General features: G+C 53.2%; 15 protein-coding genes, 1 tRNA gene and 3 rRNA genes. 5 read left to right on the forward strand and 14 right to left on the reverse strand.

What is annotated here, in order from left to right:
* Positions 1 to 27: 27 nt before the first annotated feature.
* Positions 28 to 2,820, reverse strand: coding sequence for a DNA polymerase I (gene polA, locus HWQ15_RS07910; protein ID WP_022649856.1), 2,793 nt, complete (start codon positions 2,818 to 2,820; stop codon positions 28 to 30).
* Between the two features lie 439 nt (positions 2,821 to 3,259).
* Between polA and HWQ15_RS07915 the strand changes: the two genes are divergently transcribed.
* Positions 3,260 to 4,168: an acyltransferase gene (locus tag HWQ15_RS07915; protein ID WP_022649857.1), complete on the forward strand. Its 909-nt coding sequence runs from the start codon at positions 3,260 to 3,262 to the stop codon at positions 4,166 to 4,168.
* Positions 4,169 to 4,189: 21 nt separating this feature from the next.
* Here HWQ15_RS07915 and dsbA read toward each other — a convergent pair whose 3' ends face one another.
* The 3 genes from dsbA to HWQ15_RS07930 form a co-directional block, all read right to left on the reverse strand.
* On the reverse strand, positions 4,190 to 4,813 hold the full coding sequence (gene dsbA, locus HWQ15_RS07920; RefSeq protein WP_022649858.1) for a thiol:disulfide interchange protein DsbA: 624 nt from the start codon (positions 4,811 to 4,813) through the stop codon (positions 4,190 to 4,192).
* Positions 4,814 to 4,840: 27 nt separating this feature from the next.
* The gene (locus HWQ15_RS07925) at positions 4,841 to 5,827 is read right to left on the reverse strand and encodes a serine/threonine protein kinase (protein WP_022649859.1); all 987 of its coding nucleotides are present in this window, start codon (positions 5,825 to 5,827) and stop codon (positions 4,841 to 4,843) included.
* A gap of 75 nt (positions 5,828 to 5,902) precedes the next feature.
* Positions 5,903 to 6,172, reverse strand: coding sequence for a YihD family protein (locus HWQ15_RS07930; RefSeq protein WP_003861904.1), 270 nt, complete (start codon positions 6,170 to 6,172; stop codon positions 5,903 to 5,905).
* Positions 6,173 to 6,240: 68 nt separating this feature from the next.
* On the opposite strand from HWQ15_RS07930, the gene mobA reads away from it, so the two are divergent.
* Together mobA and mobB are read left to right on the forward strand one after the other, a co-directional pair.
* On the forward strand, positions 6,241 to 6,825 hold the full coding sequence (mobA, locus tag HWQ15_RS07935; protein ID WP_022649860.1) for a molybdenum cofactor guanylyltransferase MobA: 585 nt from the start codon (positions 6,241 to 6,243) through the stop codon (positions 6,823 to 6,825).
* Positions 6,822 to 7,325 carry a molybdopterin-guanine dinucleotide biosynthesis protein MobB gene (mobB, locus tag HWQ15_RS07940; protein ID WP_022649861.1) on the forward strand — a complete coding sequence of 168 codons (504 nt, stop codon included), beginning with the start codon at positions 6,822 to 6,824 and terminating at the stop codon, positions 7,323 to 7,325. The genes mobA and mobB overlap by 4 nt, the downstream gene beginning before the upstream one ends.
* 97 nt (positions 7,326 to 7,422) lie before the next feature.
* On the opposite strand, the gene rrf is transcribed toward mobB, so the two are convergent.
* From rrf to HWQ15_RS07960, 4 genes are all read right to left on the reverse strand, one after another.
* Positions 7,423 to 7,538 (reverse strand): 5S ribosomal RNA (gene rrf / locus HWQ15_RS07945).
* A 71-nt stretch (positions 7,539 to 7,609) separates the two neighbouring features.
* Positions 7,610 to 10,515: ribosomal RNA gene (locus tag HWQ15_RS07950) — 23S ribosomal RNA — on the reverse strand.
* A 183-nt stretch (positions 10,516 to 10,698) separates the two neighbouring features.
* A tRNA-Glu gene (locus HWQ15_RS07955) sits at positions 10,699 to 10,774 on the reverse strand.
* Between the two features lie 84 nt (positions 10,775 to 10,858).
* Positions 10,859 to 12,400: ribosomal RNA gene (locus HWQ15_RS07960) — 16S ribosomal RNA — on the reverse strand.
* The 16S, 23S and 5S rRNA genes sit together here with 1 tRNA gene alongside, the layout of an rRNA operon.
* 452 nt (positions 12,401 to 12,852) lie before the next feature.
* On the opposite strand from HWQ15_RS07960, the gene HWQ15_RS07965 reads away from it, so the two are divergent.
* Both HWQ15_RS07965 and mdtD read left to right on the forward strand, forming a co-directional pair.
* On the forward strand, positions 12,853 to 13,560 hold the full coding sequence (locus HWQ15_RS07965; RefSeq protein WP_022649862.1) for a FadR/GntR family transcriptional regulator: 708 nt from the start codon (positions 12,853 to 12,855) through the stop codon (positions 13,558 to 13,560).
* Positions 13,557 to 14,990, forward strand: a complete 1,434-nt coding sequence (gene mdtD / locus HWQ15_RS07970; RefSeq protein ID WP_022649863.1) for a multidrug transporter subunit MdtD — start codon at positions 13,557 to 13,559, stop codon at positions 14,988 to 14,990. The genes HWQ15_RS07965 and mdtD overlap by 4 nt, the downstream gene beginning before the upstream one ends.
* Here the strand turns inward: mdtD and rbsR are convergent.
* The 6 genes from rbsR to rbsD all read right to left on the reverse strand — a co-directional run bounded on the left by rbsR (position 14,956) and on the right by rbsD (position 20,810).
* Positions 14,956 to 15,948: a ribose operon transcriptional repressor RbsR gene (rbsR, locus tag HWQ15_RS07975; RefSeq protein WP_072202236.1), complete on the reverse strand. Its 993-nt coding sequence runs from the start codon at positions 15,946 to 15,948 to the stop codon at positions 14,956 to 14,958. The genes mdtD and rbsR overlap by 35 nt on opposite strands.
* A gap of 3 nt (positions 15,949 to 15,951) precedes the next feature.
* Complete coding sequence (gene rbsK / locus HWQ15_RS07980) at positions 15,952 to 16,881, reverse strand: ribokinase (protein WP_003862399.1); 930 nt, start codon at positions 16,879 to 16,881, stop codon at positions 15,952 to 15,954.
* Positions 16,882 to 16,989: 108 nt separating this feature from the next.
* On the reverse strand, positions 16,990 to 17,880 hold the full coding sequence (gene rbsB, locus HWQ15_RS07985) for a ribose ABC transporter substrate-binding protein RbsB (protein WP_003862397.1): 891 nt from the start codon (positions 17,878 to 17,880) through the stop codon (positions 16,990 to 16,992).
* Positions 17,881 to 17,907: 27 nt separating this feature from the next.
* The gene (rbsC, locus tag HWQ15_RS07990; RefSeq protein ID WP_022649866.1) at positions 17,908 to 18,873 is read right to left on the reverse strand and encodes a ribose ABC transporter permease; all 966 of its coding nucleotides are present in this window, start codon (positions 18,871 to 18,873) and stop codon (positions 17,908 to 17,910) included.
* A 4-nt stretch (positions 18,874 to 18,877) separates the two neighbouring features.
* Positions 18,878 to 20,383 carry a ribose ABC transporter ATP-binding protein RbsA gene (rbsA, locus tag HWQ15_RS07995; RefSeq protein ID WP_063149687.1) on the reverse strand — a complete coding sequence of 502 codons (1,506 nt, stop codon included), beginning with the start codon at positions 20,381 to 20,383 and terminating at the stop codon, positions 18,878 to 18,880.
* Positions 20,384 to 20,390: 7 nt separating this feature from the next.
* Positions 20,391 to 20,810, reverse strand: coding sequence for a D-ribose pyranase (gene rbsD, locus HWQ15_RS08000; RefSeq protein WP_003862392.1), 420 nt, complete (start codon positions 20,808 to 20,810; stop codon positions 20,391 to 20,393).
* Positions 20,811 to 21,326 lie beyond the last annotated feature (516 nt).

Genomic DNA, 21,326 nt, shown 5'->3' on the forward strand with positions numbered 1-21,326 from the left:
ATAAAACGCGCGTTATTCCGATAACGCTTAGTGAGCCTGATCCCAGTTTTCGCCGCTACCCACTTCCACCAGCAACGGAACGTCCAGCTTCATGCTGTTTTCCATCAGTTCATGGATCTTCTGAGAGACCTTTTCCAGGTCGTCTTTATGGACTTCAAATACCAGTTCATCGTGTACCTGCATGATCATTTTCACGCGCGGTTTCTCTTTTTCCAGCCAGGCATCAACGGCGATCATCGCGCGTTTGATGATATCTGCCGCAGTGCCCTGCATCGGGGCATTGATAGCAGCACGTTCAGCGCCAGCACGGCGCGCGGCGTTGCTGGATTTGATGTCCGGAAGGTAAAGACGACGGCCATCCAGCGTTTCAACGTAGCCTTTCTCTTTCGCCTGCGCGCGGGTACGCTCCATATATTCCAGCACGCCCGGATAGCGCTCAAAGTAGAGATCCATATACTTCTGCGACTCTTTACGCGGAATGTTGAGCTGGCGTGAAAGGCCAAATGCGCTCATGCCGTAAATAAGGCCAAAGTTAATCGCTTTAGCGCTACGACGCTGTTCGTTTGTCACGCTGTCCAGCGGCAGGCCAAACACTTCGGCAGCTGTCGCCCGGTGGATATCCTTCCCTTCAGCAAATGCCGTCAGCAGGCCTTTGTCACGCGACAGGTGCGCCATAATACGCAGTTCGATTTGCGAGTAGTCTGCGGAGACAATCAGATAATCCTCTGGCGCAATGAAAGCCTGGCGTATACGGCGGCCCTCTTCATTACGCACCGGAATGTTTTGCAGGTTAGGATCGGTTGACGAAAGCCGCCCGGTCGCCGCTACAGCCTGGTGATAGGAGGTGTGCACGCGACCCGTTTTCGGGTTGATCATCAACGGCAGTTTGTCGGTATAGGTCGATTTCAGCTTCGCCAGACCACGGTACTGCAGGATAACTTTTGGCAGCGGATAGTCCAGCGCCAGCTCTTCCAGCACCTCTTCAGAGGTTGAAGGCGCGCCGCCCGGCGTTTTCTTCAGCGGTTTAATACCCTGCTTTTCAAACAGGATGGTTTGCAGCTGTTTCGGTGACGACAGGTTAAATGCCTCTCCAGCAAGCTCATGCGCTTTCTGTTCAAGCTCGGTCAGGCGCTGCGCCAGCTCGCCAGAGTGATTATGCAGCACCGTTGGGTCGATTTTGACGCCGTTACGCTCAATGCGGGACAGCACAGGCACCAGCGGCATCTCAATGTTCTGGAAAACATTCAGCGGCCCTTCGTGCTTCTGCAATTTCGGCCACATTTTGAGATGCAGCTGTAGCGTAACATCAGCGTCTTCCGCGGCGTAGCGGCCTGCTTCTTCCAGCGCGATCTGGTTAAAGGTCAGCTGATTTTTGCCCTTACCGGCAATTTCTTCAAAGGTGATGGTTTTGTGTTTCAGCCAACGATCGGATAAGGAATCCATATCATGGCGGCCCGCCACGCTGTCCAGAATGTAAGATTCCAGCATGGTGTCAAAAGCGATACCACGCAGTTCAATGCCGTAGTTTTGCAGAATACCGCGGTCGTACTTCAGGTTTTGCCCGACCTTCAGCGCTTTCTCGTCTTCCAGAATCGGCTTCAGCAGTTCTAAGGTGCGCTCGCGCGAGATCTGCTCCGGCGCATCCAGATAGTCATGCGCTACCGGAACATAGGCTGCCATACCCGGCTCCGTCGCGAATGACAGGCCCACCATATTGGCAGATATGTTATCGAGACTGTCCGTTTCGGTATCGAACGCAAATACCGGTGCTTTTTTCAGCTTTTCAATCCAGGCGACGAGCTGCGACTCTTCAAGGATGGTTTCATAGTTATCGAATGAGAGCGCTGCCGCTTCTTCTTCTGCCTGCTCTTCGGCATCGACAACAATAGTTTCTTTCGGCTTCGCCGCAGCTTTTGCCCCTTTCGCCTGAAGCCATTTCCCGGCTTCGACATCCGTGGTCCAGCGTTTAAATTCGTATTTTCTGAACAGGCCAAGCAGTTCTTCTGCGGCGGGTTCCTGCACTTCAAGCTGGTCGCAGGTAAGTTCCAGCTCGACGTCGGTTTTGATGGTGGCTAACTGATAAGAGAGGTAAGCCACCTCTTTGTTATCGGCGAGCTTTCCGGCCATGGTTTTTGCACCACGGAAGGTAAGTCCGGCAATTTTGTCGGACTCAGCGTACAGCGTATCCAACCCACCTAACCCTTGCAGCAGCGCCTGAGCTGTTTTTTCGCCCACGCCCGGCACGCCAGGGATGTTATCCGAGGAATCCCCCATCAGGGCGAGGAAATCAATAATGAGTTCTGGCGGCACGCCATATTTGGCAACCACTTCTTCCGGGCCAAGAATGGTATTGGTCATGGTATTAATCAGCGTGATCCCAGGTGTTACCAGCTGCGCCATGTCTTTATCACCGGTACTGATCAGCACCGGGCGGCCAGCCTTTTCAGCTTCGCGCGCCAGGGTGCCAATAACGTCGTCAGCCTCAACGCCCGAGACAGCCAGCAAAGGCAGCCCCATCGCTTTGACCATAGCGTGCAGCGGTTCAATCTGCGCACGCAGATCGTCAGGCATGGGAGGACGGTGAGATTTGTAATGCTCAAATAATTCATCGCGGAAGGTTTTCCCCTTCGCATCAAACACCACGGCCGCATGGGTTGGGTGGTATTGCAGAATCAGGCTGCGTAGCATATTCAGCACGCCGTACATTGCGCCGGTAGGTTCCCCTGCGCTGTTGGTCAGAGGAGGAAACGCATGATACGCCCGATAAAGGTAAGAAGAGCCATCGACGAGTATAAGTGGGTTTTCTGGGATCTGAACCATAATGTCCGTGCCTTTAATTAATTTATGGGTAAAGGATGCCACAGAAGGATGAAAACATCAGGTTTTAGCGCTTTATACAGAAAAAGATTTTGCGATCGTGAAGATCGATCGCAAAAACAAACTGTGGATAAGTTTGTGCATATTTTTAATACAGGTGAATAACAGTTCTATAAAACTGATACTGAAAACTTATTTATCAAATAAAATCAATTAGTTGAAATTAGATCACTTAAGATCCCACCCCGCTGATGGTTATTTAGTCTATGTGGATATAAGACGTAAGCACCCTGTCTATATAGAAAATTTCGCTGCATGGCAGGAAAAGCCGCAGCCTCTTCGTGCGAAAGCGCCCTGGTCTGGGCCAATATCTGATAAGATCGGCGCCCAGCACCGGATAGCCGGCTGCTTAATTACAGCTAACTATCTGAAAAAATTCATTATGTCGAAAATACTCGCTGCGATAACCTTATTGCTAAGCGTCATTTTAACTATTCTGGTTACCATCGCCTGTTCTGTGCCAATCATCGTTGCCGGAATAATTAAGCTCCTGCTGCCCGTCCCTCCGGTATGGCGTGCAGTGTCTGCTTTTTGTAATTTTATGATGTACTGCTGGTGTGAAGGGCTGGCGATCCTGTTGTATCTGAACCCCTGGTTAAAGTGGGACGTTCAGGGCCTTGAGAAGCTGAATAAAAAGAACTGGTATCTGCTGATCTGCAATCATCACAGCTGGGCCGACATCGTTGTATTGTGCGTGCTGTTTCGCAAACATATTCCGATGAACAAATACTTTCTGAAACAGCAACTGGCATGGGTGCCTTTCATTGGTCTGGCCTGCTGGGCGCTGGATATGCCGTTTATGAAACGCTATTCACGCAGCTATCTGATTCGTCATCCGGAACGCCGCGGTATGGACGTGGAAACTACGCGCCGTTCTTGCGAGAAGTTTCGCGCGCATCCCACCACCATAGTTAATTTCGTCGAAGGTTCGCGCTTTACCGAAGAGAAGCGCCAGCAGACTCGCTCTCCGTATCAGCACCTGTTGCCGCCAAAGGCAGCGGGTATCGCAATGGCCCTCAACGTGCTGGGTGAGCAGTTTGATAAATTGTTGAACGTAACGCTCTGCTATCCGGAAAACGACAGGACGCCGTTCTACGATATGCTCAGCGGCAAGCTGACGCGTATCGTAGTCCGCGTTGATCTGTTGCCCATCGATACGGAACTGCACGGTGATTACGTTAACGATAAAAACTTCAAACGTCGTTTCCAGCTTTGGCTCAATACACTCTGGAAAGAGAAAGACGAACAGATAGCGGAGTTAAAATCTTCATACAAAAACGCCGGTCAATGACCGGCGTTTTCTTTATGTTTGTTACTTCATCTCAACCAGGTGTTTCACGGTATCAGCGTACTGTTGTACGAAGATATCCATACTGGTGGTGTCCATACCACGCATATTTACCTGGTATTTACCGTTAACATACATCGCTGGCACGCCCTGCAACTGGAAGTCAGCGGCAGCTTTTTCCTGCTGTGCCACGAGAGATTTCACCACAAAACTGTTCCAGGCAGCGTCGTAGTCTTCACCTTTCACACCGGCATCAACAAACACTTTACGGATATCTGCCGTAGTTTGTACGGTCTGGGTTTTCTGTACGGCTTCAAACATAGGCGCGGTGATCTTATCTTCCACACCCAGCGCAATCGCAACCGCCCATGCCTGAGTCAGATCTTTACCCAATGGGCCAAGGAACTCAACGTGGTATTTCGTCATTTTGGTGCCTTCCGGCAGCTTTTTCTTCACGTTGTCAGAAACATGAAGTACCTGCTCAAACTCGTAGCAGTGCGGGCAGTAGAAGGAGAAGAACTCCAGCACCTGAGGCTCGCCAGCTACAGGCTTGTCCAGCGTAATGTACTGCTTGCCGTCGGTAAACTGCGCAGCAGTTGCGCTAAATGCCAGAATCATACCAGCCAGCGCCAGCCAAATTTTTTTCATGATTAACTCTCTCCTGGGTGTGTCCAATTAATACATCGGCGTTAATTGCAGAGGGGGTTCCTGTAGAACCTTAACCTGCTCGGTAAATGTGGATATCTGGTTGCGCCAGTAATCCTCCCCGGTAAGCCAGGGGAAATTTCGGGGAAAAGCCGGGTCTTCCCAACGCCTGATTAACCACGCGAGATAATAAACAAATCGCATCGCACGTAAAGGCTCTATCAGGGCAATTTCGTCTGAATTAAAGGGGCTAAATTCTTCATAAGCTTCAATTATGGTCTCAAGCTGCATGCGCTGCTCGGCTTTATCACCGTTAAGCAGCATCCACAGATCCTGCACCGCAGGTCCCATACGAGCGTCATCAAGATCGACAAATAGCGGGCCGTCGCGCCAGAGAATATTCCCGGCGTGGCAGTCACCGTGCAGGCGTAGAGCGGTAATATCATCCCGCCAGCAGGCTTTTACAGCATCAATAAGCTTATCGGTCGCCGTGAGGAAATTATCCTTAAGCGCCTTTGGGATCAGCGCCGATGTTTCGAATACCTCTCGCGGCTCAATAAGATATTCCTGAACACCAATCGTCGGTCGGGCAACAAACGATTTTTTACGTCCCGTCTGATGAATGCGCCCCAGATAACGGGCAACCCATTCCATCTGATCGATATTATCTGCCTCAAACTGTCTTCCGCCCAGGCTCGGAAATACCGCGTAGTAAAAACCCTGATGGGTCAGCAGCGTTTGGTTATTAAATTTGAGCGGTGCCGCAACGGGAACATCGTCATCCAGCAGATCGTGGGCAAACTGATGCTCTTCCTGAATTTGTTCTGCGGACCAGCGCTGTGGCCGGTAAAACTTTACGACAAAGCGCTGGCGCTCTTCGTCCTGAAATTGGTAGACACGGTTTTCGTAGCTGTTTAAAGGGGTTAACCCGGAATCCACCCGAATACCCTGCTCGAACAGCGCATCCATAATGGTATCCGGGTGTAGTGTCTGGAAAGTAAAAGCCTGGTCGTTCATCCGATCATCCGGAAATTATACGAATGATTCAGGATATCATCTTGTGGCGATTTCGGTGGCTCCGCTTACAAGCTTTTACTCTTTAATTACGCCTCGGGCGCGCAGTAATGCGGTTTTAAAATCCTCTTCATAATCTTTCTGAATACCAGGAATAACAGCATCTTTAGCCGAGTCACGCATTTTGAGGTGGTAGATCAGGATGTCGTCAGAAAGGTCTGCCAGTTCGCCATCAAAACCTGACTCTTTCGCCAGTTTCTGTAAAAATTGCATCAGATTCAGCTCTGGCTCTTTTTGCCAGGCCGGCTGGAGAAGCTCAATGACTTCATTAAGACGTTTACATTTCATGGTAGTGCTCCTTTCATTTAGAGAGACACGTTAGCAGGGTCAATCCCACAATAAAAGAGGCGATATTCGTGAATCAATGCCAGGAAATCATCGGGGTCGTTCTTGCCGGAGGCAGGGCAACGCGAATGGGCGGAAAAGATAAAGGTCTTCAGCTCCTGAACAACACCCCCTTATGGCAGCATGTTGCTGATACCCTGGCAAATCAGGTGTCGTCGATGGCGATCAGCGCTAACCGACATGTTGATATTTATCAGCGCAGTGGATATCCGGTTTATCAGGATAAGCTTGTGGACTACCCCGGCCCGCTGGCGGGAATGCTTTCCGTTATGCAGCAGTCGCACGGAGAGTGGTTTCTCTTTTGTTCATGTGATACGCCCTTCATCCCGTCCTGTCTGGTTGAACGTCTGGTGCAGCGGTGCGAGGGTGCTCCCGTCGTCTGGGTACACGACGGCGAACGCGACCATCCGACGATCGCATTGATTAATCGCTCGTTAATATCTGCGCTGGAAGATTACCTGGCCGCAGGAGAGCGACGCGTCATGGTATTTATGCGCCAGTCAGGAGGGCATTCCGTTGATTTCAGCGACATGAAATCGGCGTTTGTGAATGTAAACACGACGGAAGATTTGCAGATGATGCAGGAGAAGAAATGATACCCGTATTAGCGATCTCTGCCTGGAGCGGCACCGGGAAGACTACGCTGCTAAAAAAGCTGATACCTGCACTTTGCGCTAAAGGTATTCGTCCCGGATTGATTAAGCACACGCACCATAACATGGATGTCGATAAGCCGGGGAAAGATAGCTATGAGCTGCGTAAGGCTGGCGCTGCACAAACGATGGTGGCGAGTAACCAGCGCTGGGCGTTAATGACAGAAACTCCGGATGAAGCACCGCTGGATCTCGCTTATCTTGTCAGCCGGATGGATCATTCCACGCTGGATCTGGTGCTGGTTGAGGGGTTTAAGCACGAGGCTGTTGCGAAGATCCTGCTGTTCAGAAACGGTGCCGGGCATGATGTAAGTGAGTTAACGCTGGATGAACATGTGATTGCTGTGGCCAGTGACGCTGCGTTGACGCTGGAAGTACCGGTTCTGGATTTGAATAATGTGGAGGGGATTGCAGAGTTTATTTTGGCGTGGTGTGCAGTCTGAGTTGCCGGGTGACGGCTTCGCCTTACCCGGCCTGCCGTTTTTCAGCAAACAAACGCAAAAAGGCCATCCTTCCGGATGGCCTCTTCACTTGTTTGATGCCTGGCAGTTCCCTACTCTCACATGGGGAGACCCCACACTACCATCGGCGCTACGGCGTTTCACTTCTGAGTTCGGCATGGGATCAGGTGGGACCACCGCGCTAAAGCCGCCAGGCAAATTCTGTTAATCTGTATCAGGCTGAAAATCGTGTCTGTCTCTCTTCGCCAAAACAGCTTCGGCGTTGTAAGGTTAAGCCTCACGGTTCATTAGTATCGGTTAGCTCAACGCATCGCTGCGCTTACACACCCGACCTATCAACGTCGTCGTCTTCAACGTTCCTTCAGGAGACTCAAGGTCTCAGGGAGAACTCATCTCGGGGCAAGTTTCGTGCTTAGATGCTTTCAGCACTTATCTTTTCCGCATTTAGCTACCGGGCAGTGCCATTGGCATGACAACCCGAACACCAGTGATGCGTCCACTCCGGTCCTCTCGTACTAGGAGCAGCCCCCCTCAATTCTCCAGCGCCCACGGCAGATAGGGACCGAACTGTCTCACGACGTTCTAAACCCAGCTCGCGTACCACTTTAAATGGCGAACAGCCATACCCTTGGGACCTACTTCAGCCCCAGGATGTGATGAGCCGACATCGAGGTGCCAAACACCGCCGTCGATATGAACTCTTGGGCGGTATCAGCCTGTTATCCCCGGAGTACCTTTTATCCGTTGAGCGATGGCCCTTCCATTCAGAACCACCGGATCACTATGACCTGCTTTCGCACCTGCTCGCGCCGTCACGCTCGCAGTCAAGCTGGCTTATGCCATTGCACTAACCTCCTGATGTCCGACCAGGATTAGCCAACCTTCGTGCTCCTCCGTTACTCTTTGGGAGGAGACCGCCCCAGTCAAACTACCCACCAGACACTGTCCGCAACCCGGATTACGGGTCTACGTTAGAACACCAGCCATTAAAGGGTGGTATTTCAAGGTTGGCTCCACGCAGACTGGCGTCCACGCTTCAAAGCCTCCCACCTATCCTACACATCAAGGACCAGTGTTCAGTGTCAAGCTATAGTAAAGGTTCACGGGGTCTTTCCGTCTTGCCGCGGGTACACTGCATCTTCACAGCGAGTTCAATTTCACTGAGTCTCGGGTGGAGACAGCCTGGCCATCATTACGCCATTCGTGCAGGTCGGAACTTACCCGACAAGGAATTTCGCTACCTTAGGACCGTTATAGTTACGGCCGCCGTTTACCGGGGCTTCGATCAAGAGCTTCGCGTTGCCGCTAACCCCATCAATTAACCTTCCGGCACCGGGCAGGCGTCACACCGTATACGTCCACTTTCGTGTTTGCACAGTGCTGTGTTTTTAATAAACAGTTGCAGCCAGCTGGTATCTTCGACTGATTTCAGCTCCGTCCGCAGGGACTTCACCTACATATCAGCGTGCCTTCTCCCGAAGTTACGGCACCATTTTGCCTAGTTCCTTCACCCGAGTTCTCTCAAGCGCCTTGGTATTCTCTACCTGACCACCTGTGTCGGTTTGGGGTACGATTTCGTGTTACCTGATGCTTAGAGGCTTTTCCTGGAAGCAGGGCATTTATCACTTCAGCACCGTAGTGCCTCGTCATCACACCTCAGCGTTAATAAGGTACCGGATTTACCTGGAACCTCCGCCTACATGCTTAAACCGGGACAACCGTCGCCCGGCTGACATAGCCTTCTCCGTCCCCCCTTCGCAGTAACACCAAGTACAGGAATATTAACCTGTTTCCCATCGACTACGCCTTTCGGCCTCGCCTTAGGGGTCGACTCACCCTGCCCCGATTAACGTTGGACAGGAACCCTTGGTCTTCCGGCGAGCGGGCTTTTCACCCGCTTTATCGTTACTTATGTCAGCATTCGCACTTCTGATACCTCCAGCACCCCTCACAGGACACCTTCAACGGCTTACAGAACGCTCCCCTACCCAACAACGCATAAGCGTCGCTGCCGCAGCTTCGGTGCATGGTTTAGCCCCGTTACATCTTCCGCGCAGGCCGACTCGACCAGTGAGCTATTACGCTTTCTTTAAATGATGGCTGCTTCTAAGCCAACATCCTGGCTGTCTGTGCCTTCCCACATCGTTTCCCACTTAACCATGACTTTGGGACCTTAGCTGGCGGTCTGGGTTGTTTCCCTCTTCACGACGGACGTTAGCACCCGCCGTGTGTCTCCCGTGATAACATTCTTCGGTATTCGTAGTTTGCATCGGGTTGGTAAGCCGGGATGGCCCCCTAGCCGAAACAGTGCTCTACCCCCGAAGATGAGTTCACGAGGCGCTACCTAAATAGCTTTCGGGGAGAACCAGCTATCTCCCGGTTTGATTGGCCTTTCACCCCCAGCCACAGGTCATCCGCTAATTTTTCAACATTAGTCGGTTCGGTCCTCCAGTTAGTGTTACCCAACCTTCAACCTGCCCATGGCTAGATCACCGGGTTTCGGGTCTATACCCTGCAACTTAACGCCCAGTTAAGACTCGGTTTCCCTTCGGCTCCCCTATACGGTTAACCTTGCTACAGAATATAAGTCGCTGACCCATTATACAAAAGGTACGCAGTCACCCCATAAAGAGGCTCCCACTGCTTGTACGTACACGGTTTCAGGTTCTTTTTCACTCCCCTCGCCGGGGTTCTTTTCGCCTTTCCCTCACGGTACTGGTTCACTATCGGTCAGTCAGGAGTATTTAGCCTTGGAGGATGGTCCCCCCATATTCAGACAGGATACCACGTGTCCCGCCCTACTCTTCGAGTTCACAGCATGTGTGCTTTCGTGTACGGGACTATCACCCTGTACCGTCGGACTTTCCAGACCGTTCCACTAACACACAAGCTGATTCAGACTCCGGGCTGCTCCCCGTTCGCTCGCCGCTACTGGGGGAATCTCGGTTGATTTCTTTTCCTCGGGGTACTTAGATGTTTCAGTTCCCCCGGTTCGCCTCGTTAACCTATGTATTCAGTTAACGATAGTGCAACGAATTGCACTGGGTTTCCCCATTCGGACATCGCCGGGTCAAAGGTTCATATCACCTCGCCGGCGCTTTTCGCAGATTAGCACGTCCTTCATCGCCTCTGACTGCCAGGGCATCCACCGTGTACGCTTAGTCGCTTAACCTCACAACCCGAAGATGTTTCACTTCTGATTGCGAAAATTTGAGAGACTCGAACACACCATTAAAGATGTGTCGTTTCAATTTTCAGCTTGATCCAGATTTTTAAAGAGCAAATATCTCAAACATGACTCGCAAGTCAGTTTTGAGATATGACGGCAGGTGACTTTCACTCACGAACCAGCAAGTGGCGTCCCCTAGGGGATTCGAACCCCTGTTACCGCCGTGAAAGGGCGGTGTCCTGGGCCTCTAGACGAAGGGGACGTACAGTCTCAATCGCAAGACGCCTTGCTATTTACTTTTCATCAGACAATCTGTGTGGACACTACAAAGGCAGGTTCTTTAAGGTAAGGAGGTGATCCAACCGCAGGTTCCCCTACGGTTACCTTGTTACGACTTCACCCCAGTCATGAATCACAAAGTGGTAAGCGCCCTCCCGAAGGTTAAGCTACCTACTTCTTTTGCAACCCACTCCCATGGTGTGACGGGCGGTGTGTACAAGGCCCGGGAACGTATTCACCGTGGCATTCTGATCCACGATTACTAGCGATTCCGACTTCATGGAGTCGAGTTGCAGACTCCAATCCGGACTACGACGCACTTTATGAGGTCCGCTTGCTCTCGCGAGGTCGCTTCTCTTTGTATGCGCCATTGTAGCACGTGTGTAGCCCTACTCGTAAGGGCCATGATGACTTGACGTCATCCCCACCTTCCTCCAGTTTATCACTGGCAGTCTCCTTTGAGTTCCCGGCCTAACCGCTGGCAACAAAGGATAAGGGTTGCGCTCGTTGCGGGACTTAACCCAACATTTCACAACACGAGCTGACGACAGCCATGCAGCACCTGTCTCAGAGTTCCCGAAGGCACCAAAGCATCTCTGCTAAGTTCTCTGGATGTCAAGAGTAGGTAAGGTTCTTCGCGTTGCATCGAATTAAACCACATGCTCCACCGCTTGTGCGGGCCCCCGTCAATTCATTTGAGTTTTAACCTTGCGGCCGTACTCCCCAGGCGGTCGACTTAACGCGTTAGCTCCGGAAGCCACGCCTCAAGGGCACAACCTCCAAGTCGACATCGTTTACGGCGTGGACTACCAGGGTATCTAATCCTGTTTGCTCCCCACGCTTTCGCACCTGAGCGTCAGTCTTTGTCCAGGGGGCCGCCTTCGCCACCGGTATTCCTCCAGATCTCTACGCATTTCACCGCTACACCTGGAATTCTACCCCCCTCTACAAGACTCTAGCCTGCCAGTTTCGAATGCAGTTCCCAGGTTGAGCCCGGGGATTTCACATCCGACTTGACAGACCGCCTGCGTGCGCTTTACGCCCAGTAATTCCGATTAACGCTTGCACCCTCCGTATTACCGCGGCTGCTGGCACGGAGTTAGCCGGTGCTTCTTCTGCGGGTAACGTCAATCGACAGGGTTATTAACCCTGTCGCCTTCCTCCCCGCTGAAAGTACTTTACAACCCGAAGGCCTTCTTCATACACGCGGCATGGCTGCATCAGGCTTGCGCCCATTGTGCAATATTCCCCACTGCTGCCTCCCGTAGGAGTCTGGACCGTGTCTCAGTTCCAGTGTGGCTGGTCATCCTCTCAGACCAGCTAGGGATCGTCGCCTAGGTGAGCCGTTACCCCACCTACTAGCTAATCCCATCTGGGCACATCCGATGGCAAGAGGCCCGAAGGTCCCCCTCTTTGGTCTTGCGACGTTATGCGGTATTAGCTACCGTTTCCAGTAGTTATCCCCCTCCATCAGGCAGTTTCCCAGACATTACTCACCCGTCCGCCACTCGTCAGCGAAGCAGCAAGCTGCTTCCTGTTACCGTTCGACTTGCATGTGTTAGGCCTGCCGCCAGCGTTCAATCTGAGCCATGATCAAACTCTTCAATTTAAGTTTGATGCTCGTGAATTAAACTTCGTAATGAATTACGTATGTTCACTCAGAGACTTGGTATTCATTTTTCGTCCGAGGACGTTAAGAATCCATGTCACTTTGAGTGCCCACACAGATTGTCTGATAAATTGTTAAAGAGCAGTGCCGCTACGTTTTCGCTGCGGCGCGGGGTGTGCATATTACGCTTTCCCGCTTCAGAGTCAAGCGTTTATTTTGCTTTTCTCTGCTGACCCGGCGGCTTGCGTGCCGTTGTTCCGTGTCAGTGGAGGCGCATTATAGGGAGTTCTTCTGAAGTGACAAGAGGTAATTTAAAAAAAGTTTCTGACCGTGTTTTTTTTCACCAAAAGCGATGAGATCAAGCTACAAATTGTTCTAATTGATGTATCTGCAACCACAATCACCCCTGAGATGGCATAATTAGCCGCATCAATATTTAAGGAATAAAAGCGATGCCATTAAGCGCACAACAGCTGGCAGCTCAAAAAAACCTGTCCTATGTGCTGGCAGAAAAGCTGGCTCAGCTGATCTTAGCGGGTAAATATGCCCCAGGTAGCATCCTGCCCAGCGAGATGGAGCTGGGGGATCAGTTTGGTGTAAGCCGTACCGCCGTTCGCGAAGCGGTAAAAACATTAACGGCGAAAGGGATGGTGCTTCCACGCCCGCGCATTGGCACCCGCGTTATGCCTCAGGGGAACTGGAACTTTCTCGATCAGGAGTTACTCACCTGGTGGATGACCGAAGATAACTTTAATCAGGTCGTCGATCACTTTCTGGTCATGCGCAGCAGTCTTGAGCCTCAGGCCTGTCTGCTTGCCGCCACGCTCGGCACAGCAGAGCAAAAAGCGCAGCTCAATACTTTTATGGAAGAGATGGTGGATCTGAAAAAGCACTTTAACCGCGAGCGCTGGATAGAGGTCGATATGGCCTGGCATGAACATATCTATAATATGAGCGGAAATCCTTTCCTGACCTCCTTTGCTTCTTTATTCCATTCTGTGTACCACACTTACTTTGCCTCTATCACACAGGATGAGGTGGTGAAGCTGGATCTGCATCAGGCGATAGTCGATGCCATTCAGGAAAGCGAGGGGCAGCGAGCCCTGAGTGCGTGCCAGGCGTTGCTGGCCGCGCCAACCCACCAGCAGGTAAATAAATGACAGAGAAAAAAGCACGCAGTATGGCCGGATTGCCGTGGATTGCAGCCATGGCGTTCTTTATGCAGGCACTGGATGCCACTATCCTCAATACCGCCCTTCCCGCAATAGCCCAAAGCCTTAACCGCTCCCCACTGGCGATGCAATCCGCCATCATCAGTTATACCCTGACGGTGGCGATGCTCATTCCGGTCAGCGGCTGGCTGGCCGATCGTTTCGGCACGCGCAAAGTGTTTATGCTGGCGGTGACGCTGTTCACCCTCGGTTCTCTGGCTTGCGCCCTTTCTACCTCTCTGACGGAACTGGTTATCTTCCGCGTTCTACAGGGGATAGGCGGCGCGATGATGATGCCCGTCGCGCGTCTGGCGTTATTGCGCGCCTATCCGCGCAGCGAACTGCTCCCGGTGCTCAACTTTGTGACTATGCCGGGGCTGGTCGGCCCGATACTTGGCCCGGTTCTCGGCGGCGTACTGGTGACCTGGGCAAGCTGGCACTGGATCTTCCTGATTAATATTCCGATTGGTGTGGCAGGGCTAATCTATGCCCGCAAATATATGCCGAACTTCACCACACCACGACGCAGCTTCGATATGGGCGGCTTCTTCCTGTTTGGCCTGAGCCTGGTCCTGTTCTCCAGCGGGATGGAGCTGTTTGGCGAGAAAATCGTAGCGACGTGGCTGGCGCTGGCCATTATTCTTAGCGGTATTCTGCTGTTCCTTCTATATATCCGTCATGCGCGTCGCCATCCGACACCGCTTATCTCTTTATCTCTGTTTAACACCCGAACGTTTTCCGTCGGGATCGCGGGCAATATTGCCTCGCGTCTGGGCACGGGCTGCGTACCGTTCCTGATGCCGCTGATGCTCCAGGTCGGTTTCGGCTATCCGGCCCTGATTGCTGGCTGCATGATGGCCCCCACAGCGATGGGCTCAATTCTGGCAAAATCGACGGTCACGCAGGTGCTGCGCTGGTTTGGCTATCGTAAGACGCTGGTTGGCGTGACGATATTTATTGGATTGATGATTGCGCAGTTCTCCCTGCAATCTGCGGCGTTACCCATCTGGATGCTGATCCTGCCGCTGTTTGTGCTGGGTATGGCCATGTCGACGCAGTTTACGTCGATGAACACCATCACCCTTGGGGACCTCACCGACGAGAATGCCAGCAGCGGCAACAGCGTACTGGCGGTCACTCAACAGCTGTCGATCAGCCTCGGGGTTGCCGTGAGCGCGGCGGTACTGCGGTTTTATGAAGGGTTTGACGGTACAAATACCGTTGAGCAGTTCCACTATACCTTTATCACCATGGGCGCGCTTACCGTGGTATCGGCGGTGGTCTTTATGTTGTTAAAACCAAAAGACGGCCGGAACCTGATTAAAGAGCGTCATAAAGATAAGGCTAAACCGAACCGCGTTCCATCAGAACAGGAGTAAGCTGCAAACGTTGCTGTTGCAGCGTGGGCTGAGCCATGCGGTGGATCAACACATCGATGGCCAGCTCACCCAGTTCATCCTTCGGCTGATGAATGGTGGTCAGCGGCGGCGTCATGTAGCGCGCCAGTTCGATATCATCATAACCGACGATCGCCATGTCGTCCGGAACACGTAATCCCGCCTGATACAACGCCTGATAAGCTCCGAATGCCATCGCATCGTTACCGATAAACACCGCCTGCGGGCGCGGCTCTTGCGCCAGCAGTTTCTGCATAGCTTCAAATCCACCATTAAATTCGAAATCGCCGGTGATGCGATAGCCATCAGGAATGGCAAGCCCCGCCCGTTCCATGGCCGAAAGATAGCCTTCCAGACGCAAGCGCGCCGGGGTTTTATCCAGCGGGCCGGTAATACAGGCAATGCGGGTATGACCTTTGTCGATCAAATGCTGAGTCGCCATATCGCCACCCAGCAGCGAGTTATCCTGGATCAGATCGCTGGTGCCGTCGAACGGCGCCCAGTCCATCATGACCGTAGGAATAGAAGGGTAGCGCTGGATAATCTCTTTCGAGGGTTGATGCGTTTCGGTACAGAGCAGCAGCAGCCCGTCGACGCGTTTTTGCATCAGCGTCTCCAGGTTTCGGTTCATGCGCTGCTCATCGCCTTCGGTATTGCACAGCACCAGGCTGTAGCCGCGCTCGAAGCAGCTGCGCTCCACGCCGCGCACCAGTTCAGAATAAAAAGGGTTGGTACTGGCGGTGATCAGCATGCCGATGGTGCGCGTCTGGTTAAGCTTCAGGCTGCGGGCCAGCGCAGACGGCGCATAGTTGAGTTCTTTAATTGCAGCGTCAACTTTCTCCCGAATCGCCTCGCTGACGAAGCGATCCTTATTGATAACGTGGGAGACAGTCGAGGTAGAAACGCCCGCCATACGGGCGACATCTTTCATTGTGGCCAAGCGTTACCCCTGCTGACTTAAGAATTCATCAATCTCTTTACGCCATGGAACAGAAGGCTGAGCGCCTTTACGCGTCACCGCAATCGCGGCGGCGGCATGCGCGAAGCGAATCGCGTCATCCATTGCTTTTCCTTCCAGCAGCGCCGTTACCAGCGCACCGTTGAAGGTGTCACCTGCGGCGATGGTATCAATGGCTTTGACCTTAAAGCCCGGTACGCGACGGCCTTCGCCATTGACGCTAGCCCACACCCCACGGCTGCCGAGGGTGATGATCACGGTGCCGATGCCTTTATCATGCAGCGCAAGCGCGGCACGCGCGGCATCGTCATCATTTTCGACACGGATACCCGTCAGCTTTTCCGCTTCGGTTTCGTTCGGGGTGATGATATCCACCAGCGCCAGCAGCTCGTCTGATAATACACGGGCAGGCGCCGGGTTAAGTACGACAGACGTATGATTTTCATGCGCAATTTTCGCAGCGGCCAGCACGCTTTCAACCGGTGACTCTAGCTGCATCAGCAGAGCTTCCGCTCCGGCGATGATCCCACGCTGCGCTTCGACGCGTTCAGTCGTTAACGCGGCATTAGCCCCCGCATGAATACCGATGACATTCTCACCTTCCGCATTGACAAAAATCAGCGCCACGCCGGTAGATTCCCCTGCAACCACGCTGACGGGTGCGATGTCGATGTTGTCGCTTGCCAGCTGTTTGCGTACGCGCTCGCCGGTATCGTCATCACCCGTACAGGCGATAAACGCGATATTTGCCCCGCTGCGTCCGGCGGCAACTGCCTGGTTTGCACCCTTACCGCCGAACGCGACCTGATACTGATTGCCGGTGACGGTTTCGCCCGGAGTGGGGAACGTTTCAAGGTTAAGAATGTGATCGGCATTGATACTGCCAAGGACGACGAGGTTGCCTGCGGTTTTCATGTATTGAGGTGTCCATCTGAGAGCGCCACCGGTATTACCCGGTGGCGTATGCCACACTTTTCTTTTATTTGGTGTCCCTCAGGCAGCCAGCGACTGCCTGAATCGCCTTTACTGCTTAATGACCAGTTTCAGGTCAACAGGATATTTGGCCTGAACTTTTTCGCCCTTCAGCACTTTATCGGCAGTTTGCACGCCAGTCGCGCCAATCTGCTCAGGCAGCTGAGCAATGGTCGCAGCCAGTTTGCCATCATTTACTGCTTTTTCACCATCCGGCGTGCCGTCAAATCCGACAACCATCACATCTGATTTACCCGCAGTCTGGAGCGCACGCAGCGCACCGAGCGCCATTTCGTCGTTCTGTGCGAATACCGCCTGCACATCAGGATGCGCGGTCAGCAGGTTCTGCATGACGTTCAGACCCTTTGTACGGTCGAAGTCTGCCGGCTGGCTCGCCAGCACGTTAAATTTGTGCGCCGCTACAGCCTGCTGGAAACCTTCACCACGTTCACGGGCCGCGGAAGTCCCGGCGATACCCTGCAACTCGATCACTTTCGCGCCTTCACCTGCTTTCTTCGCGATGTAGTCACCGGCGATTTTGCCGCCCAGTACGTTATCAGACGCAATATGGCTAACAACGTCGCCTTTGGTCGCCTGACGGTCCAGGGTGATTACCGGGATCTTCGCCTGGTTTGCCATCTTCACGGCGTTACCGACCGCGTCGGAATCGGTTGGGTTGATCAGCAGGATTTTGGTACCACGAACGGTTAAGTCCTGAACGTTAGCCAGCTCTTTCGCCGGGTTGTTCTGAGAATCCAGCACCACCAGGTTGTAACCCAGTTTGTCTGCTTCTTTCTGCGCGCCATCCTTCAGGGAGACGAAGAACGGGTTGTTCAGGGTAGAGACAACCAGCGCGATGGTATCTTTCGCCATGGCGTTAGCACTTACGGTTGCGCTCAGCGCGACAGCAGAAACCAGGGTAGCCAGTTTTTTCATGTTCATATCTAAGATGTCCTGTAGTGTCGTCAGTTACTGTTTTTTGTTGTCTACCAGTACCGCCAGCAAAATCACCACTGCCTTAACGATCATCTGGTAATAGGAGGAAACACCTAACAAATTCAAGCCATTATTCAGGAAACCGAGGATCAGTGCGCCGATCAATGTCCCAACAATGCGACCTTTACCGCCCGCAAGGCTCGTACCACCCAGAACCACTGCCGCGATGGCATCCAGCTCATAGCCCGTACCCGCCGTTGGCTGCGCGGAAGAGAGGCGCGCCACTTCGATGATGCCCGCCAGAGATGCCAGCAGACCGCACAGGGAGTAAACGATAATTTTAACTTTGTTGACGCTAATACCGGACAGACGCGTTGCCGATTCGTTACCGCCCAGCGCATAAATATAACGACCCAGACGGGTATGATGCAGCATGTACCATGCCGCCAGGAAGACGATAGCCATAATCCAGACTGGCGTCGGGATACCCAGCGGGCGTCCGATACCAAACCAGCCAAACAGATCGGCGTTTTCGGTAAAGCCGGTATTCACCGGGCTACCGTTGGTGTACACCATGGTGACGCCGCGCAGCAGCAGCATCATCACCAGCGTGGCGATGAACGCCTGTACGCGGCCTTTTGCCACAATCACGCCGGTTACCGCGCCAATCGCCGCGCCAGCCGCCAGCGCAGCGGCAACGGCCACCAGCGCGTTGACCTCAATACCGACAATCGACGCGGCAATCGCACCGGTGAGCGCCAGCAGGGAACCGACGGACAGATCGATACCCGAGGTCAAAATCACCAGCGTCATCCCCACCGCCATAATGGCGTTGACGGAGGTCTGCTGAAGAATGTTGAACAGGTTATTAACGGTAAAAAAGTTCGGGCTCATGGTCGAGACAATCGCGATCAGCACCAGCAGGGCAATCAGCGATTTTTGTTCCATCAGCCATGCCTTTGTGAAATAGCGGCGACCAGAAACAGCCTGGGTAGTCATCTTCTTACTCCTGATTCACGCGATTAAGCTTGCCCACAGCGGCAGCCATCAGAACTTCCTGGGTGGCCTGCTCGCGAGTGAATTCACCACCGAGATGCCCTTCATGCATGACGATAATGCGATCGCTCATGCCTAATACTTCTGGCATCTCGGAAGAGACCAGAATGATGCTCAGACCGTCGGCCTTGAATTGGTTAATCAGCTGATAGATCTCTTTTTTCGCGCCCACGTCAACGCCGCGAGTTGGCTCATCGAGGATCAGTACTTTCGGGCGAGTCATCAACCCGCGGGCAATCGCCACTTTCTGCTGATTACCGCCGGACAACAGGCCAATCGCCTGCTCCATCGATGGGGTTTTAACGTTAAAGAGACGGATAAAATCGCTGACCGCCTGCTGCTCATCTTTGTGTTTCAGGCTGCCGCCGCTGCGGCTGAAATAGCGTAGCGCGGTCAGGGACATGTTCTCTTTTACCGACATGCCCAGCACTAAGCCGTCACGCTTACGGTCTTCGGAGATATAGACAATGCCGTTCGCCAGGCCATCCTGCGGCGAGCGGGTGACCACCTCATGGCCGTCAAGGGTAACGTAGCCGCTGGTGCGCGGCAGTGCGCCATAGAGCACTTTCATCAGTTCGGTACGTCCAGCGCCCATCAGGCCCGCGACGCCAAGGATCTCGCCCTTGCGCAGGGTAAAGGAGACTTCATCCACACCCGGCCCGCAGAGGTTATCCACCTTCAGGCGGATCTCTCCTGGCGCTTTGTCCAGACGCGGATACTGTTCTTCGAGCTTACGTCCCACCATCATTTCAATCAGCGAATCTTCGGTCAGCGTGGCCACTTCACGCTCGGCAATGAACTGCCCGTCGCGGAAGACGGTGACGTCGTCGCAGATCTCGAAAATTTCTTTCATGCGGTGAGAGATATAGACAATGCCGCGCCCCTGGGATTTCAACTCACGGATCACGCGGAACAGGGATTCGGTTTCGGTATCGGTCAGGGCGTCGGTCGGTTCATCCATAATGATGACCTTCGACTCGAAGCTCAGCACCTTCGCGATCTCCACCATCTGCTGATCGCCGATGGAAAGGTCGCCCACCAGTCGGTCGCTCTTAAAGCGCAGATTCAGCTTCGCCAGCAGTTTGTCCGCTTCGGCATACATGGTTTTCCAGTCGATTTTGCCAAACCGGTTCACGAACTCACGGCCGAGGAAGATGTTCTCCGCAATGGTGAGCTGCGGGATCAGGTTCAGCTCCTGGTGGATGATGCCAATGCCCGCTTCCTGAGAGGATTTCGGGCCGTTGAAGGTGGTCTCTTTACCCAGCCACAGCAGCGAACCGGCATCGCGTTGATAGATCCCGGTCAGCACTTTCATCATGGTGGATTTGCCCGCGCCGTTTTCGCCCACCAGCGCCATTACGCGCCCGGAATAGACGTTCAGCGCCGCGCCAGAGAGGGCTTTAACGCCCGGGAACGACTTATCGATCCCTTTGAGTTGCAGTAATGCGTCCATGATGGCCTCAGAAGGTGACGCCAGCACAGAGAATGATATTCGCATACGGGGAACACTCCCCGCTGCGAATCACCGCCTGACTGTCTGCGGTTTGTTGTTTGAACTGCTCGTGCGTTGTGTAACGAATTTCTATGGTGTTTCCCTGGTGCTGTTGCAGTTGCTCAATGTGGCTGAGCAACGTTTCGTGGAGTTGCGGATTATGTTGTTTGATTTCCGCCGCGAGAATGGCCGCCTCAACCTGCATCTCCGCCGTCACGACTTCCAGTACCTGCATGAACGAGGGTACGCCCTGCGTTAACGCCATATCGATACGGGTTGTGCTGCGCGGAACCGGTAAGCCTGCATCGCAAACCACCAGCGTATCGGTATGCCCAAGACGGGAAATCACCGATGATATTTCTGAGTTGAGTACTGTGCCTTTCTTCATTTTTTGCTCCACTAGCGAAACGTTTCGCTAAAAACAGTGTAGCCGCAGAAGTGTTCAGAAAACCATCATGACGTAACGGATTTGTGATCGGCGTCGAAACGTTTCGCTAAGTGAAATGCAAAGGAGGTAAATGCAAAACGGTAACCGTCAGGTTACCGTTTTTTATGGTTGCGCCCTCTCCCTGTGGGCTGAGGGTTCCCCACAAATTAATGCGAGCACTGAGCAATCCCCTCGCCCCTCCGGGGAGAGGGTTAGGGTGAGGGGAACATACGGCGGTGGTGGTCATTCCGTTCACTTTATGTTCCTTGCTACTCTGTAACGACTTGACCGGTGAACGTGCCAGGGTGGCTCAGTCGCCACCACCCTGGCGACCCGGGCTCCCGGCGGTAAATCGCCGCTTCGCGGTGACCTCGGCTTATTCCTTCCGGCTTATCGGGTACGGGCGGAGGCAACGTCCCTGTAAAGCCGCCCTCTCGGCGCATCCCTGCGCCTCGCCCCGGCCGGAAGGCAAACGCC

It is taken from the genome of Enterobacter sp. DSM 30060 (assembly GCF_013375955.1).
Classification (GTDB): domain Bacteria; phylum Pseudomonadota; class Gammaproteobacteria; order Enterobacterales; family Enterobacteriaceae; genus Enterobacter; species Enterobacter intestinihominis.

Bases quoted from the DNA above. Each gene is read 5' to 3' on its own strand.
- dsbA (WP_022649858.1), bottom strand. From the start codon at position 4,813: ATGAAAAAAATTTGGCTGGCGCTGGCTGGTATGATTCTGGCATTTAGC.
- polA (WP_022649856.1), bottom strand. From the start codon at position 2,820: ATGGTTCAGATCCCAGAAAACCCACTTATACTCGTCGATGGCTCTTCT.
- rbsD (WP_003862392.1), bottom strand. From the start codon at position 20,810: ATGAAGAAAGGCACAGTACTCAACTCAGAAATATCATCGGTGATTTCC.
- mdtD (WP_022649863.1), top strand. From the start codon at position 13,557: ATGACAGAGAAAAAAGCACGCAGTATGGCCGGATTGCCGTGGATTGCA.
- HWQ15_RS07930 (WP_003861904.1), bottom strand. From the start codon at position 6,172: ATGAAATGTAAACGTCTTAATGAAGTCATTGAGCTTCTCCAGCCGGCC.
- HWQ15_RS07925 (WP_022649859.1), bottom strand. From the start codon at position 5,827: ATGAACGACCAGGCTTTTACTTTCCAGACACTACACCCGGATACCATT.
- rbsC (WP_022649866.1), bottom strand. From the start codon at position 18,873: ATGACTACCCAGGCTGTTTCTGGTCGCCGCTATTTCACAAAGGCATGG.
- rbsB (WP_003862397.1), bottom strand. From the start codon at position 17,880: ATGAACATGAAAAAACTGGCTACCCTGGTTTCTGCTGTCGCGCTGAGC.
- HWQ15_RS07965 (WP_022649862.1), top strand. From the start codon at position 12,853: ATGCCATTAAGCGCACAACAGCTGGCAGCTCAAAAAAACCTGTCCTAT.
- rbsA (WP_063149687.1), bottom strand. From the start codon at position 20,383: ATGGACGCATTACTGCAACTCAAAGGGATCGATAAGTCGTTCCCGGGC.
- mobB (WP_022649861.1), top strand. From the start codon at position 6,822: ATGATACCCGTATTAGCGATCTCTGCCTGGAGCGGCACCGGGAAGACT.
- HWQ15_RS07915 (WP_022649857.1), top strand. From the start codon at position 3,260: ATGTCGAAAATACTCGCTGCGATAACCTTATTGCTAAGCGTCATTTTA.
- rbsK (WP_003862399.1), bottom strand. From the start codon at position 16,881: ATGAAAACCGCAGGCAACCTCGTCGTCCTTGGCAGTATCAATGCCGAT.